This is a genomic window from Halodesulfurarchaeum sp. HSR-GB, from assembly GCF_031432215.1.
GTDB lineage: Archaea > Halobacteriota > Halobacteria > Halobacteriales > Halobacteriaceae > Halodesulfurarchaeum.
The window spans coordinates 89,165-104,878 of the sequence record NZ_JAVKGN010000003.1 but is presented as its reverse complement, the minus strand read 5'-3'; the positions used below and the strand labels follow the sequence as shown (position 1 = coordinate 104,878).

The following is a 15,714-nucleotide window of genomic DNA, read 5'->3' as shown; positions in this document are numbered from 1 at the left end:
ACTCTTCGTACGAGGTTGGACTCTTTTTTGGTATCATGAGCCTGTCATAGAAAGCGTCACGTGCGAAGCAGCAGGGTTTGGAGACTGTGTCTACCAGCTCCAAAGCCCTGCAAAACGAAGTTTCGGTCAACGAGTTCTTGAATGCAGCGGCTACCGAGACGGTTCCGCTGTTTGAACATCTTGACTTTGAGTTTCTACTGGAGTACGAAGTGTTCGCCCCCGCTCGCCGGGGGCGAACACGAGTTCACAAACCACCAGACCTCTTTTGCGGCTTTCTGCACTGCTACTACGAGGATGTCTACGGCACACGCCCGGTCACACGAGAACTCCAGCACAGCCTTGTCTGGTACTACTGTGGACTCGACAAACCGCCATCCAGAGACACTGTTGATCGCTTCCTCACCGATCTCGAACACGTTATCAACGATATCTTCGACAGGCTCGTCGAGCAAGCCGCCGCCCGCGGCCTGCTCGACTTGACGTACTCGATCGATTCGACCCACGTCGAAGCGATCCAACACAACGACGCCGCCTCGTGGAACTTCGATCCAACAGCCGAGGAGTACTACTACGGCTTCGGCTGTACGATCGTCTCGACCGGCGCAAAGATCCCGATCGCAGCAGAGTTCACACAGGCTAACAGTTGTTGCAAATACAGTTTCTTTATCCAGTACAGGACAGAAAATAATATGGACTAATTCCGGTATGAAAGCTGGTGAATAATTGCCCTGGTCGTTTGATAAATATAGTGATACAATCGACACTCGGCGCTGAATATAGAGAGTGTTAGCGTGTCAGAGAATCATGCCCAAGCCTTGCTGTGGTCATCGATGAACGCTTGAACTCGTGGCTGACTCGAAGAGAGCCTGTCTTTTTAGACCCATCCTACCGTGTTTCCTGTCATCTATAATAAGTTTGATGGTGGCATAGAACTCTTCTCACACCGTGATGATCGTGCTTCCCGGATTGTCTCCGCGTTCGTAGTTGGTGATTGCAACGATGAGGCGAAGACACAGCGCGAGGAACACTTGCGCTCGGGCACGTCCGCGCCCGAGGCCGCGTCCACGCACGAACAGAGGTGTTCGTTGCGCTCTGCCTCCGGCTCGTCGTCGCAATCACCAACTACGAACGAGGGACCAATCCGGGCTGTGAGAAGCTATGAGATGGATTCTATGACAGGCTCCTGTAGGGGCTATCCGACAGGCCCAAGTGATACATTGCATCGATCATCGCGAGCCTGCTGAAGGTGTCTGACGGGACGATATGAGCCTCGCCAAAGACGATCATTTCTGGCGCTTCTACGCTATCCTGAAAGAAGTCCCCGACGACGAACCACGTGATACAGAACCAACGATTGTGAATACCCCGAGGGAGAATCGATCGATCAGTACGGTCCATCGAGAGAGCGGCGTTTTTGAGCGAGTCGTGTTCAGCGTCTCGTAGTGGCACCGACTCGTGAGTCTCGCCGGAGTGTTTTTCGACGGATTGCCCGCCGACCACACGCTGACTGGCCAGTGTACGGTGCGACGCCGCTGTACGAGCGAAGCTCGCTCGACGGACTAGAGTCGGATATCCGGATCGTCTCGCAGACCTGGTTTAAACATGACCGCCACGAGTCGATTGAGAACTTCGTCTGTGCACTTCCGCTGGCGTATTTCGAATTCCACGCTCACGACCGCTACGCGGGGCCAACTCGCTACGAGATGGACACGCTCTTTCGTGTGTTCTTGCTGAAGGAACTCCACGGGTGGGAGCACGAAACAGCGCTGATCGAGTATCTCGAGTGTCGCCCGGCACTCCGCGAGCAGTTAGGCTTGGAGAGTCTACCGAACCAGTCGACGCTATGGCGCAGTTGGCACGAACGGTTCACTGCCGAGCTTCGTGGTACAGTCGAGACAGCTGCGCGGACCATACTTGTTAAAGCCCAGAACGCAGATGTCGCCGTTCCGCGCGAACCAGAACGGCACCTCCCATCTCACGGTGACGAAGAGGACGAATCAGATCTGGACGAGCAAGCTGTCCTTGACGAAGCGGCAACCGTTACGGAGCACGTCAGTCACGTCGTCTTCCCGGCGTTCTCACTGGATCGAGGTGAGGGCTGTGAGATTCACGAGAACGCGTACTGGGACTTACAGACGTATCTCGGACTTCGCGAGCGGCTGGCTGCTAACGAGGGCGCTCGTAGTTTCACCTACGAGTCGACTCGTGAGCGAACGCCGTTAGGTCACTCCCATCGAGAACACATTCGTGACCTCTCCATCGTGGAGATTCGCGAGATGTACCGACAGGCCGTCAACAGGCTCCTGAGCGAAGTCGTGGAGACAGAGGAGTTCTTCCGAGCCGGAATCATCGCCATCGATATCACCGAAGCAGACCCCTTCACTGGTGATAGAACGGGCCACGAAGACGAAATCATCGGCACGAAGGAGAAAACTGACGAGTACGCCTACCAGTGGGCCACCGTCCAGTTAGTTGGGAATGCAGTGCCGATTGTGATAGACGCACGGCCAGTTCGGAAGGGTGAGTCCCGCTTGGAAATCGTCAAGGATCTCTTGGATTCTGCTGAGGAGATGGTACACGTTGATAACGTGCTGATGGACCGAGAGTTCGACAGTCAGCACGTCCTGGAGATGCTCAGCCAGCGTGGCCTGTCGTACGTCGTTCCCAAGCGGATGCAGACCAGCGAGAAAGCCCAGGCCAAGCGGTTGCTCCAACGAGATCGGGATCGATACGAGACCGACCGGAAGCTCCACCTCGGGAAGAACGAATGGCACGAGACGACGCTGATCTACCGCCGGAAAGAGAACACTGAGCACGAGGATCACCGGCAGTACTCGGTGTTCATGACGAATCGAGGGAGCGGACACCTCACGGAATACGGCCACCGCTGGGAGATCGAGAGCGGGTACAAATCGATTAAGCGGTTCATGGCTGCGACGACCTCGAAAGATTTCGGGCTCCGGTTCTTTTACTTCGCATTCGCCTGTCTCCTCTACTCAATCTGGCGGGCTGTCGATCTACTCGTCCAAGCCGAGTTGACTGGCGAGTATGAGCACTCACCGGTGATTACAGCGGACAACACGCTGACGCTGCTGAAGAAGGAAACTGGAATCGGGTAGTGAGGAACTCTGTTCGGGTTAGCGTGCCGTCTGAGTGGCTACGCTGCTGGAAGTCTCGAAAATTTGTCCATATTGTTGGGTGGATGACAAGAATAGCCGCTTTGAGGGCCATCTGGGGCAGTACCCGCTGACCGAATCAGTCAAATTCACGCATCAGAGCCCTGCTAAACCCGCTGTAGTCTCAACTTCCATAGAGTTAGATTCCATATAGCGATATACACTTTATGACGAGATAATTAGTAGCAAATCGGCAATAGAACGCTTGAAATAGTGGAATTTGGTGGATAAAACAAATTTTCCAGCTGGTCGTGATTACCTCGATAATCACGGCCACTTTGAAGTACCCCGACGCCGTCGGTGAAGCACGAATGCTGCAACCGCCTCACGATGACGCTTCCCCCGGGGTAGAGCCACCGAGATCGGGCCCACAGGACGGTGGAGGGCCGGTGGATGCCTGACCGGGCACTCTCTACGCCGCTCGCCGACAGCTTCGAGCGCTACCTCCAGGACAAGGGGAAAGGCCGCGGTAGCGACGGCGGGAACTACCGACGGAACGCTGCGCGCGAACTCGAGCGGTTTGCCAAGTGGGCTGCCGGCGACCGCGGTGATGACGACTGGACAGGGATCGTCCCCAATGACGCCAATGACGTCGACCGAGAGCCGACATTCGAGGACCTCGACGAACGCGTCTTCCGGGAGTACGCCCGGCATCTCAGCGGAGATCGGGGACTCAAGCAGAACACGGTACAAACCTATTACCGCTATATCTCTGCGTGGTGTGGCTGGTGCGTCAACGAGGGCTACCTCGAGGCGCACTACGCTCAGCGGGCGAGTGCGATGGCTCCACTTCCCGAAGACGACGGCCGCAAGCCCGGCGACCAGCAGGCCTGGACATCCGAGCAGCGGCACGCCCTCACCCGGCACGTCGACGAGCGAGCCCGTGACGCCATCGAGACGTACACGACAATCCCCGAAGATACCGACCCCCTCGACAGACAGCGAGCGCGCTACACGGCGCTGAAGACGGCCCGTGACCGCGCCTTTGTGTTCGTCCTTGCGTACACAGCTGTCCGGGTTGGCGAACTCCTTCGGGACCCGAACGACCCGCGCCGGCGCGGGGTCAGGTGGGAGGACCTCTCGATCGACGACGGGAGTATGGATGTCTACCGGAAGAAACAGCAGTGGGACGCAGCGAGCCTCCCTGATCCGGTGATCGCTCCACTTCGGAGCTATCGAAAGCTGATGGATCCACCGACGGAACGCTGGCCGGTGTTCCCGACGTTCGACCAACGGACGCTTGCAACACTCGTGCAGGATAAGCTGGCTGACCGAGGGGAACGCCCGGATGCGATCGACGAGCGACGTGAAGAATGCGCGCGTGACCTCTTGCTGGCGCTCGACGAGGACGTTCGGCCGCCGTCGATCACGACGGATGGAGCACGGTCGATTCTCCAGCGACTTTCAGAAGCTGCGGAGATCGATATCGACCATCCGAAGCACGACTATCTCGCACCCCACGGCGGTCGACGCGGGATGGGTGAAGTCCTTGTCCGCGCGTTCGGGTACACGGTCGCTGCCCGGTATCTTGACAACTCGGAGGAAATGGTCCGCGAACGGTACTCCCATATCGAGGCCGGCGAGCTGGGTGACGTTGCGACCGAAGCACTTGCCGAAATCGATGGCTCGACGACTGTTGCGTCGCGGGTAGAAGACTGATTTATTCGGCCGTCTCGAACTTCGACGTCCGTGCGTTCGTCGATGGCGAACTCGGTGCTAACGCTCTCTATTGAGCGAAACTGGCCAGCGAAGCTGTTGGCGAGGACGGCCGAGACGGACAGCAACATCGCGAGCATTGCGAACACTGGGTGAACGAGTCCGATCGTTGCGGCGGCGACGCCGACGCCGTTAAACGCGAAGGCTGTCGCGAGATTCTGGCGGGTCTTCCGGTAGCTCTCCGTTCCGATCTCGTAGGCGTCCACCACGCCGCCGAGCCGGTTGCCAATCAGGACGATATCCGCTGACTCGATGGCGATATCTGTTCCCGCGCCGATGGCGATCCCGATATCCGCCTGCGTGAGTGCGGGGGCATCGTTGATTCCGTCGCCGACCATCGCCACGCGGTGGCCCTCGTCCAAGCTCACTCTGAATATCGAGAGATGGACGAATCGGGAAGCGTGCTAACCCTGTCGAGCAATTTCTCTCGTATATCAGATACAGACTCGGAATCGAAGTGGACATAGTCGGTATCGCCGCTTAACGCTTCGATCGTGAATTCGTGTAGCTTTCCTCTGATCCGTGGGTCATGCATATGCCGCCAGTAGCTCTCGAAAAATTTGAACAAGTCAAGCAAGGCTTCAAACTCCATGAACACCACTTGAATGTCGTCAACGCGTTCCTGATCGGCCTTTTGGAGATTTTCGCGGATGTTTTCGCTTACCCTCTCAAACTGGGTGTGCTTGAAATTCTGTGAGATGAAGATGTGTGCACTTGGCCCGGTGTCATCAGTTTTGTTAAGGATTCGCTCGTTCTGCGCGGCAGCCAAAATATATCGTGTAGCCTTATCCTCCTCGCTCGAATTTAGATCATATCCGTCATCCTTGTAGGAAAGCTTCGCGTCACCAGTCGCCACGTAGTAGCTGTTACCATCTGGTAATGGGCTAATGAGAACGCTATCTGGTTCGCGTTTACCCTCTTTACCCATCCGTTCGGAGAATGAGAAAATGCTCTTCAGGAGATAGAAAACGTGTTTTTCGAACTTGTTTCGTTTGTAGATGTCAGCTAACTCTTCCCGGTGATCGGAGATGCTATCGAAACTATCCATCTGCCGCAAAAGCCTCGATCCTGTCGATCTAGCCTCTCGCGATTTTCGAAACACCCGTTCCTGAACCCCAATCAGAGCGGTGTATACCGCTTCACCCACTGCATCATCCGTGTTCACATCGTCGTCAAGGAGAAGATCATACAGGCTGAGATGGCCGAAACCCTCCTGCTGGGTTGTCCGTGATCCGCCGAACGTGATGAGTACTGATTCCAGCAGATAGTCGTCAAGTTGCCTAGGCCGACGCTGGTTTCCGAGGGAGACGAAGTAGATCTCGCCATACGACGTGGTACTCACGTCACCTTCAATATCGAGACCATGGAACGATGCTAGGCCAATGGGCCTTTTCGACTCGCCTGATCCAAAGTGATCCCGATCAACCTGCCACTCTTGGATGCTCAATTTATCATGGCTTGGAGAACAGTCCTCTAATTCCTCGAACAGCAGGTCGAACGCTTTGTCTTCATCTACATCAACTACTAGGCGTTCGACGGGCTCGAAAAAGTCGTCATTGCCGCACTCTTCACATTCATCCTCGTCTGTTTCCACCTGATTTGAGCAACTCCGGCAGATTTTACGGGTCTCCTCAGAAGTCTCGATCAGGTCATCAACCAAATCTTGGGCCTCGCTCCCGAGTTCTTCATAGTATTTGGTATACGCATCCGCGCTTTCTGCCAGAATACGGTTCACGAGGAATCGTTCATCAGCTTGAGAACTGTAATCGTACAGCTTGTCGAATGCTATGTCGGTTGCAGAAACGAAATTCTGTTTGAACCGATCTCGTTCCGAGTCGAGTTTTCGCGGCGCGACCAGCTCAAATTCAAACCCTTGGTCACGATGTTTCACTGTGATCCTGAAATTATTCCCTGTTTCCTTGTCCTGTAGGTATAATTTCCTGATTTCAGACATACCTTCGAGGGAGATCAGGCCGACCTCTTTGAGGGTTTTAACGTCATTGTAAATCGACGACTCGTTTTTCACCTCAATCTGTGAGTTTCCAGGGAGTTCCGATTCCGAGAACTCCATCCCGGTGATCTTGAAGAACTGGTTTTCCGTAGTTAGCAACTCCTCAATCTTCTCAGCAATCGATTCAGACACCTGTTCGGGTTGCTTTTCATCGACCTCTTCGTCCGCTCGTAAATCGCCCAAAAGTGTCTTTTTGTCCTGTGCCCGCCCGCGTACCTCAAATCCATTATCTGATTTCTTGATGATAACCGGTTTCGCCCGCAGATATTTCCGTCCGATGACCTCGTTGGAGTCTTCATCGATTTCAACGTCAATCGTATCGTGACTTGGCCAAAGAACACGATACGCTTCGTCCACCTGCTCCAGAATCACATCGTGCTCCTCAGAAATCGATTCGATCTTCTCATCGGCACTTCTGTCCGATTCAAATTCTTCCCCATCCTTCTTCTGTGCCCAGAGATACTTCGTATAAAGTTTCATCAACCGATTCTCGGCATCCCCGGCATCCTTGATCGACTGATTAAATGCCTCGACCGTCTCGTATTCTTCTTCTATAATGTGTCGCTTCCGTTTGACAAATTCATTCAGTAAAACATCAGCGAGACTCTGATCGTCGTCACTGTCGGCATCGTCCCCAGAGTCGGCCTGTTGACTTGCATCCTCATAGTCAACATCAAGCTTGTACCAGAACTCGGAATCGTCGAAGACCTCGCTCAACCCGGTCGATGCCATTCTTATCGGCACACTACGAATATAAATGATAAAAGCCTTAGGAGTGGTTTTCTGCCGTTCCCCCCTTCAAACGCAGTGAAGCGTCCCTGAACCAACGTAGTATACTGCATTACAGTTGGTACTGGTGGCTGATCGATTTACGGCGGAACATATCCCTCGACGATTGAGCGGGCGCAGAAGGCCGATTATATCGGATTCCTCCACCGACACCCGTATGCGACTGACGCCTACGAACTCGGGTACGCGGTCGGGCACCGCGAGGACTACGAATACCTTACCCGGGACTATCCGAATGTCGATCTACCGACCATCATCCTCGACAACGACTTCCGCGACCCTGACATCGGCCGGTACCTTGACCAGTTCGACACATACGATCCGTCCGTCGCCATACTCGGTGACGCGTACACTCCAGCTGAAGCAGAGGGGTTCAACGCGGTTGTCGAGCAGCTTCGCGACGAGTTCTCGCACAAGGAGTACGTTGTGGTCCCGAAGTGCGGGCGGGCGTTCGACATCCTCGATCGAGACACGGTTCTGGGCTACCCGATGGGCTACAGCGACGTAGAGGCCGACGATTATTCCGAACGCGAGGACTGGCGCGGTCGCAAGGTCCACCTGCTCGGTGCATCCCCTCCGAAACAGTACGCGGTGATGCAGGAGCTGACACAGCCAAACCTGCGGGACGACCCGCCGGCGAACATCGTCGGTGTGGACTGGAATGGGCCGCACAAGATGGCGTACCTCGGCGAGTACTGGAGCCGTGACGGCTGGCAACCCGCCGATCACCTGTCCATCCGTAATACCGTCCGAAAAAGCCTGGAGGAGATCAAGCAGTACTGGCAGGACCGGGGCGTGTGGCCGGAGACGGAGCCGATCGACCTGTACGGACCGGCAGTTGAAGAACCGAATGAACTGATCTACATGGACCAAGGCGGCGACCCGATCGGGACGCGGGAAGACCTGGAGGCCGCGTACGTCGAACGGTATGAGGAGTACGGCAGGATAGCGTTCTTGTCGGAGCACGCGAAGAAGCGCTGGGAGTACTACGAGGGGTTGACGCTGGCGGACTGACGCCTAGTGCTTTACCGTGAACACGCGGTCCTCGTCTTCGATCATCTCTAGCAGCTCCATATCTGTCCTGAACTCCACCCCATTCTTCTCGACGTAGGACGGAACGAGGTTCGACACCACGAGTTTCCGCACTGTCAGATCCTGCCAGTCGTCCTGAAACTCGTGTTCGGTCTTCTCGCCCTGCTCGTCTTGCGCAGTAAACCGGTCACCCGGATCCAGGGCGAGCCAGGTATCTACCTTTTCGGGGAAGGGTAATCCGGTCGGCGATCCCTCATACCCGTCTGCCTCGATGTTGAAGACCTTGTGGTCGAACTTGCCATTTAGGGCCTCTACGCCCTCAGCAGTCCTCATCAATAGCTCTGGCATCAGATATTTGCATTCGATGAACCAGAGTTCGCCTTCCGCGTCGTTCACGACGAGCAGGTCGATCTCAGACGAGTTCTCCCCAGGTATCTCCGCGCTGTGGTAGCACTCGAAGCCCTGTCCGGATAGGTACTCGTACAGGTTCTCCTCAAACGCTTCCCCCCGTCGAGTGGAGACCGTGTTCAGGATCTCATGGCTGCTGGGCTTCTCGCCATTCTGGAGCAGCGGGAAGATCTGGAACCGCAGCAACTTGGCGTACCACCGTGGATAGACGAACCGGGTGAGTTTCCGCGTCATCGGTGGACGCCCTGGTTGCTGGTAATAGACATCCGTGATTGAGAGCTCGAAAAGGAAGGGGTGAGCATCGAGGTTGTCCTTACCGACGACAATATAGTCCCGGACCTCCTCCCAGTCGTCGCCGAAGGTGGCCTCTCCGGCCTGTGTGAGTCCGTCCTCATTCGTCCACGCGAGCGTGCTGTCCTGCAGCGCGACATCACCCTCCTCGGTGATAAACTGCCCGTCGAGCCGGTCGAAAAGCTCTGTGAGGTCAAAAACCGATACGTGGTCGGGAAGCGACGTACCGTAGATATCCCCGACGATACTGTCTGCCGACGCGACAAAGAGCATTGAGAGGATGAATCCATAGAAGGTGTCGCCGAAGTCTTCCAACGTGTCTATTTCATCGCTCGACGGCCGGTCAAAGTCACGAATCTCCTGGTGCGTTTTGTCGAAGAGTTCGACATCTTCCTCCCTGCCACCGATTAGGCTTCTTAGGCATCTCTGGAAGCAGTACCGGTATTCTGTGTCACGGAGATCGTAGTCGGCAAACAGGAACTTCCCGTCCCTCATCGGGACCGAATATTCGAGGCAGAGTCTGAATCGGTCTTCGACGTGGTTGAGCGCCATGACGAGTTTTGCCTGCGTAGAGAGGAGGGTATCGATATCGTCATCAGGCTCTTCGCCTCGCTCCAGATGTTGGTTCCCGAACTCGTTTTTGTCTACCGGATAGACGATATTGATCAGGTAGTTGATGTACGCGAACTCCTTCATGTTCAGTCGGCGGTTCTCATAGAAGTCGTACGAGACCTTGTTGAGCCGTTCAATCAGATAGAGAAGCAGGTGGTCTTTACTGTAATCTTCGAGGAGTTGGACTAGGTTCTCATCCTGCAGTAGATCTCGGTCGCGTTCGGCCTTTTCTTCGACGATGTCCCGGTCCTCGATCTCGAGACCGAGACAGTTCGGGCACACCAGTTTCTCGGCGTCATGGTTAACGAGAAGAAGATGGCCGCATTCAGAACATGGCATATATTTGTTGTTTGTAAGCTTGAAACCCTAATATACCTTGTCAGGGTGAGCTAGCAAAGCACAGGATGTCGCGATACAGGAGGTGTAAGGTCACGGTCTGTTCCAGGTGTGTGGGTTTAAACGTGATACCGGGCAATAGCGGTCGCATCGCACCGTGGACAGCGGTCAGCGTCGTGATCGACGGTCGTCCCGCAGTGGCGGCACTCGTACATGACGGTGTCACGGCCGCGGCCGACGAGCTGTTTCAGCCCGTCGACGATGGTGGCCGTCATGCCGGATCCACGACCTCCCGGCATCCATGGCATTCGGCCCACACGGCTTCCTGGCCGTCGCTGGTTTCGTACTCGATCAGGATATGAGACGCAGTAATCACGGTGTGGCAGTGCGGGCAGGTGCCGAGCCGGGACGCGTGCTGTGTGGACATGCTGTGATTCATCCGGTTGTCCGGGTGAACGTGGAAGGGGGGAGCGTGTGACACTCGCAGTGAGGGCCGGTAGTGTCGTGCCCTCTATCTCCGAAGACGGCGGGAGCCGGTAAATAGGTCAGCGAACCGGGTTGGAAGTGAAAACCGGCAGCCGCCACCACGGTATGTGACCCGCGTCAGCCCTACGTCAGACATAGATTGTTCAGCCGCCCACGACACGTATTGGGGAACAGGAGTCTCCAGATCTCGTTTCCTGAGCGTTACTCACGTTCGAGGTACGTGGCGAGATTATCGAACGTGACATCGTTTAAAAATGTCTGCCTGACGTAGTACGGTATGCCAGTCGAGCTGTTGTTGCGGTCTGGCGATACCCTTGCTGTGGACACCGAGGACTTGGAGCGGATCGACGAGCAGGTTCAGCGCCGCGGCAAGCTGGCCCTGACCGATGACGGGGGAAAGGACACCGTGGTGTACGCACCGCATGTCCAGGCCGCTCGCGTCGTCTCTGACGAATAGCGCCGACCGTAGAATCGTGCACCACGGGAATCCCGGTGTAGTAATACAGTCACATCCGTACCGTCCCGTTCCTGGCCGATAGTGAGTAGACGACGCCAGGGTCGGCGGGAGCCGGGGTTGGAATCAATTCTCCGGCTTGCGGACCAGATCAATGCCAATGATTCGGATGTCCAGCAGCTGGTGACGGCCGCCATCGCGACGGGAAGCCCCAACGTACGGAAGCGAATCGAGAAACGGTTGGCGGCCATGACCGCCCGATAGCAGGCCAACCCGTTCGACAGCGACGCGCACCCCGTCCAGTCAGTGCCCGACCGCATCACCTCGGCACCACCATCACCGGGAGTACCTACGACCTGCCGGAAGCCGATCTCACACGGCACCTGCTGGCGGTGGGGAAGTCGGGGGCCGGGAAGACGACACTGTTCTACAACATCATGGACCAGTTGTCGGTGCCGTTCTGGAGCTTCGACCTGAAGCAAGACTACCGGCACCTGCTCCACGACCGCCCGGACCTGCTCGTCCTGCCGTGGAGCGCGTTCAAGTTCAACCCGCTGCAGCCGCCGGACGGTGTCCAGCCGCGGCGGTGGGCGCAGGTGTTCGGTGAGATCTTCGGCCACGCCACCAGCCTGCTCTCCGGGTCGAAGAACTACCTGATGCAGCAGGTCATCAAGCTCCACCAGCTGTACGACGTCCTCGACGAGGCCGCGCCGCCATACCCGAATCTCCTCGAACTCCAACTGTTGATCGAGCGGGACCCACTCAACTATGCGCGGAAGTCGCCGAACTGCTCGAAGACGCTGCCGAGCGTGCCGAAGCAAACGACCGGAAGACGGTGCAGTCCCACGACCTGTAGTCCCCGACGTTTATCCTGCTGGTTCGCAATCGAAGATACCTTTTTGAGCTTCTATCCAGACGTTACAAGACGTGCATGGCGGACTCTTCGGGCACTGATCAAACACCAGATGCGCCCTCCGCGGCAGACGTACTCACCGTAACAGAGCTGAACGAACGGATCGCCGCGTTTGTCAAAGAAATGCCTGCCCTCCACGGTGTCCGCTGTATCGGGGAGGTCACTGACCTACACCAGAACAGTACCGCCCTCTACTTCACCCTCACCGACGGCGACGCCGAACTCCCCTGTATGCTCTGGGCGAACCGCTACCGGAACATGGACATCGAACTCGAAGACGGAACCGAGGTCATCCTCGAAGGCGATATCGACTACTGGGTCGAAGGTGGGAAAATCGACCTTAAGCCCTGGGAGATCATCGTCGTTGGCGACGGCGACCAGGCAGCCGCAGTTGAGCGACTCCACGCCGAACTCGACGATCGGGGCTGGTTCGATGAAGACCACAAACAATCCCCACCGCGGTTTCCAGACCGAGTTGGGGTCGTCACTTCGCTTCGGGGTGATGCACGGGACGATATCCAAAATGCGATCCACAATCAGGACCCCACAGTCGACATCCTGGTGAAAGACGCGACTGTCCAGGGGCCGGACGCCCCGACCTCCCTTGCGAACGGTATCCATCACCTCGATCGGTCGGAAGACGTCGACGCCATCATCGTCGGTCGCGGTGGGGGCAGCGATTCGAACCTGCAGGCGTTCAATACGGAGCGTGTTTCCGAGGCCATCTTCACCGCGAATACGCCCGTCGTGACCGCGATTGGCCATACTGCAGATCGACTCATAGCGGATCACGTCGCTGACGTCGCAGCGATCACGCCGACGGCAGCGGGAGAGTACGTCGCTGAATCACGCGAGGAGTTCATCTCAAGTACGCTCGAACCGCTTAGCCAAGAGCTTGACACGGCTTTCGAAACGTTCGAACAGGCACATGAACACGAGAAAGAGTTAGAGCAAGCGGTTGAGACAGCGACTGAACTCGAGGGAATGGCTCCGATTTACTACAAAATCGCCATCGTGATTCTGGTTCTCCTGCTCCTCGTCATCACAGCACTCTGGCTTGGGGTGATCTGAGATGGCGAACGATCCCGAAATCGGAGAGCGATTAGAACGGGTAGAAGAGATCATCGAACAGCTTGATGCGGACGAATGTAGTCTCGATGAAGGTGAGGTCCTCTACGACGAGGGGCACCAACTTCTTGCGGAGGTTCGTGACACTCTCAGTGGCGATCCTGGCAAGGTCACGGAACTCGAATAGTTGTCTCAGCCCGTCTTAACCAACACGAGGTAGACCGATGTAACGTGTCATCGAAACATTCACACCCGATTTACTGCGGTGCAACCGGGGGTGAAAAGTGTTAAGATAAATATAATTACAGAAGGCAGTGCAAGATACAGACCATGAGGGCACCGTAGAAAGGGTGCGAGTCGTAACCTCATTCTCGGTTGTTGGGTGACGCATCATAACAAAGAAACGATATCGGGAAAATCGGACACTGCTTGGCTTTCCTGTTATAATCACTCACAAAAGTTATATGCCAATAGCGATTGTACACTTGGGTATCTGACCACTCGGGATTTTGGTGAACGCATGTTTCAGAAAAACGATTCTCATACCCAAGAGCAGCTCTTTTCGCCCGTCAAAGAGCTGCCAGACGGCCCGAAGCAAAAGTTAGCGAACCACTGGTCGACGCATTTCTACGAACACGTCTTCTCGGAGATCGACGAGCAGAAATTCGACGTTCTCTATCACGACGGGTTCAGTCGCCCGAACAAGCCCGTCAACGAACTCGTCTCCCTGGAGATTATCAAACACCTGCTGGGCTTGTCGGATAAGGAGCTTGAGGCGGCCTATCTCTTCGATTTTCGTGTCCGGAATGCTCTGAGCAAAGAGACGCTTGGCGACAACATCTGTCCGAAGACGTTCACTAATTTCCGCCGCCGATTGCTTGAGTTCGAAGAGGAGACGGGGCGGGATTTGCTGCAGGAAGTTTTCGAAGATCACCGCGACTACCTGCAGGACGAGTTCGATATCGACGCCAGTACGCAGCGCATGGATTCGACGTTCATTGAGGGCAATATCAAGCAGCTCTCGCGTATCGAGCTTATCGCCAAAGTCCTCCATAACTTCCTCCGCGATCTACCGGATGACACTGTCGCGGACCTCCCGGACGAAATCCAGGACTTCGCCGAAACCGAGAATCTGGAACTGTCCTACACACTCGAACCGGATGAGATTCAACCCACGATAGAGCAGCTTGTGGACCAGGCTGCCTGGCTTGTTGACCGCTTCGAAACTCATGAACAGTACGCCGAGTTGGAGAGTTTCGCTCACCTTCAGCGGGTTCTCGACGAACAGTGCTACCGCATCGCTGAACTCGAAGATGATGACAATGATGAGGACGACGGAGATGGCCAGCCTGAATCTGGTGATTCTCCCGGCTGGCAACCGATCAGGTCCGGCAGGTCTGCTGAGGATGAAAATGCCCAGACCGACGAGGACGGAGATACCAGCCACATCGAACTGAAGGACCCTGACGAGATAAGCAGCGATTCGATGCAAAATCCACACGACGAGGACGCAACACACCGCCGGAAAGCAGGCAAATCATATTGCGGCTACAAGGCGAACGTCGCCGAGACCTGCGATGGCGACAACCCGTTTCGATTGATTATGACGATTCGCGTTGATACGAACAACACTGACGATGGTACAATGCTGGCCGAAGACGTGGCAGAGTTGCCGTATAAGACGGGATTGACCGATCTCCTCCTGGACGGCGGCTACACGCACAAGGAAGTGGAGTCACAGTGTGCTTCCCACGGAATTACCCAGCACTTCACTGGACTTACGGGACAACGACCACCCGAAGAGAAACTCTCGCTGGCAGCCGCAGAGTGGGATGGTCATCGGATGCAAGCGTGTCCGGCGGGGCACGAACCGTTCGAACAGCAGTACACTCGTGAGAGTGGTCGGATTTCCGGCCGAATGGACAGTAAGTTCTGCGATGCGTGTCCGCAAACGGAGAATTGCTTCGTGACGGAAAAACAAGAGTTCTACAGCTACGGCTTCTACGAACGAAAGTTGAAGTTGGCCAAGCGCAGAAAACGGATGAACGACTCCGAGAGTCAGGCGTTTCTGAACCAGCGAGCGGGAGCGGAGTCGTTGATGAACGAGGTGTATCACCAGGACGGTGAGAAAACGAGGTTTACGGGGAAGATCAAGGTGAAGAACGCGTCGATAGCGAAAGCTATCGGGACGAATCTGAAACGGGCGTCGCGGCACCTGAATTCGAAAAGAGATGGGAAGAAATCAGCGGGATGATCAGGAGAAACGGGTCAGTGAGGGTTCGATACCGACCTGACTAAGCGAAGACAGATAGGTTGGTCATCTGACTGAGGTGTAATACTGAGGTTTTGACCTGAGCGACGCCGGTTTCGTTGGTGAGTTTGGCAATTGGAACACCCCTTTCTCCTGTGCCCTCAGACCATC

General features: G+C 55.8%; 11 protein-coding genes and 5 pseudogenes. 11 read left to right on the top strand and 5 right to left on the bottom strand.

Annotated elements, in window-relative coordinates:
- Positions 1–86 precede the first annotated feature (86 nt).
- Positions 87–642 (top strand): annotated as a pseudogene (locus RH831_RS11855) (IS5/IS1182 family transposase); the annotation flags it as partial.
- A gap of 296 nt (positions 643–938) precedes the next feature.
- On the opposite strand, the pseudogene RH831_RS11850 reads toward RH831_RS11855, so the two are convergent.
- Positions 939–1,064 (bottom strand): annotated as a pseudogene (locus tag RH831_RS11850) (IS5/IS1182 family transposase); the annotation flags it as partial.
- Here RH831_RS11850 and RH831_RS11845 point away from each other — a divergent pair.
- The 3 genes and pseudogenes from RH831_RS11845 to RH831_RS11835 form a co-directional block, all read left to right on the top strand.
- Positions 1,031–1,162: pseudogene (locus RH831_RS11845) on the top strand (IS5/IS1182 family transposase); the annotation flags it as partial. The pseudogenes RH831_RS11850 and RH831_RS11845 sit on opposite strands and share 34 nt — an antisense overlap.
- 280 nt (positions 1,163–1,442) lie before the next feature.
- Entirely contained in the window at positions 1,443–3,119 is a 1,677-nt protein-coding gene (locus RH831_RS11840) for a transposase (RefSeq protein ID WP_310554361.1), read from the top strand.
- A 450-nt stretch (positions 3,120–3,569) separates the two neighbouring features.
- A complete protein-coding gene (locus RH831_RS11835; protein ID WP_050049420.1) occupies positions 3,570–4,835 on the top strand; it encodes a phage integrase SAM-like domain-containing protein in 1,266 nt (421 codons plus the stop codon).
- 26 nt (positions 4,836–4,861) lie between these two features.
- Here RH831_RS11835 and RH831_RS11920 read toward each other — a convergent pair.
- A pseudogene (locus tag RH831_RS11920) lies at positions 4,862–5,251 on the bottom strand (HAD-IC family P-type ATPase); the annotation flags it as partial.
- A gap of 5 nt (positions 5,252–5,256) precedes the next feature.
- Positions 5,257–7,635 carry a hypothetical protein gene (locus tag RH831_RS11825; protein WP_050049421.1) on the bottom strand — a complete coding sequence of 793 codons (2,379 nt, stop codon included), beginning with the start codon at positions 7,633–7,635 and terminating at the stop codon, positions 5,257–5,259.
- A gap of 135 nt (positions 7,636–7,770) precedes the next feature.
- Between RH831_RS11825 and RH831_RS11820 the strand changes: the two genes are divergently transcribed.
- Positions 7,771–8,706: a DUF6610 family protein gene (locus RH831_RS11820; RefSeq protein WP_050049422.1), complete on the top strand. Its 936-nt coding sequence runs from the start codon at positions 7,771–7,773 to the stop codon at positions 8,704–8,706.
- Positions 8,707–8,709: 3 nt separating this feature from the next.
- Here RH831_RS11820 and RH831_RS11815 read toward each other — a convergent pair whose 3' ends face one another.
- Positions 8,710–10,374, bottom strand: coding sequence for a TFIIB-type zinc ribbon-containing protein (locus RH831_RS11815; protein WP_079977874.1), 1,665 nt, complete (start codon positions 10,372–10,374; stop codon positions 8,710–8,712).
- 116 nt (positions 10,375–10,490) lie between these two features.
- Complete coding sequence (locus RH831_RS11810) at positions 10,491–10,646, bottom strand: hypothetical protein (protein WP_186007758.1); 156 nt, start codon at positions 10,644–10,646, stop codon at positions 10,491–10,493.
- 488 nt (positions 10,647–11,134) lie between these two features.
- Here RH831_RS11810 and RH831_RS11805 point away from each other — a divergent pair, with 488 nt between their 5' ends.
- From RH831_RS11805 to RH831_RS11780, 6 genes and pseudogenes are all read left to right on the top strand, one after another.
- Complete coding sequence (locus RH831_RS11805; RefSeq protein WP_050049424.1) at positions 11,135–11,314, top strand: hypothetical protein; 180 nt, start codon at positions 11,135–11,137, stop codon at positions 11,312–11,314.
- Between the two features lie 81 nt (positions 11,315–11,395).
- Positions 11,396–11,575 carry a hypothetical protein gene (locus RH831_RS11800; protein WP_144426134.1) on the top strand — a complete coding sequence of 60 codons (180 nt, stop codon included), beginning with the start codon at positions 11,396–11,398 and terminating at the stop codon, positions 11,573–11,575.
- Positions 11,576–12,077: 502 nt separating this feature from the next.
- Positions 12,078–12,167 (top strand): annotated as a pseudogene (locus RH831_RS11795) (DUF1931 domain-containing protein); the annotation flags it as partial.
- 75 nt (positions 12,168–12,242) lie between these two features.
- Complete coding sequence (xseA, locus tag RH831_RS11790; RefSeq protein ID WP_310554360.1) at positions 12,243–13,295, top strand: exodeoxyribonuclease VII large subunit; 1,053 nt, start codon at positions 12,243–12,245, stop codon at positions 13,293–13,295.
- A gap of 1 nt (position 13,296) precedes the next feature.
- A complete protein-coding gene (locus tag RH831_RS11785; protein WP_050049427.1) occupies positions 13,297–13,479 on the top strand; it encodes an exodeoxyribonuclease VII small subunit in 183 nt (60 codons plus the stop codon).
- Positions 13,480–13,812: 333 nt separating this feature from the next.
- A complete protein-coding gene (locus RH831_RS11780; RefSeq protein WP_310554359.1) occupies positions 13,813–15,546 on the top strand; it encodes a transposase in 1,734 nt (577 codons plus the stop codon).
- Positions 15,547–15,714: the final 168 nt, after the last annotated feature.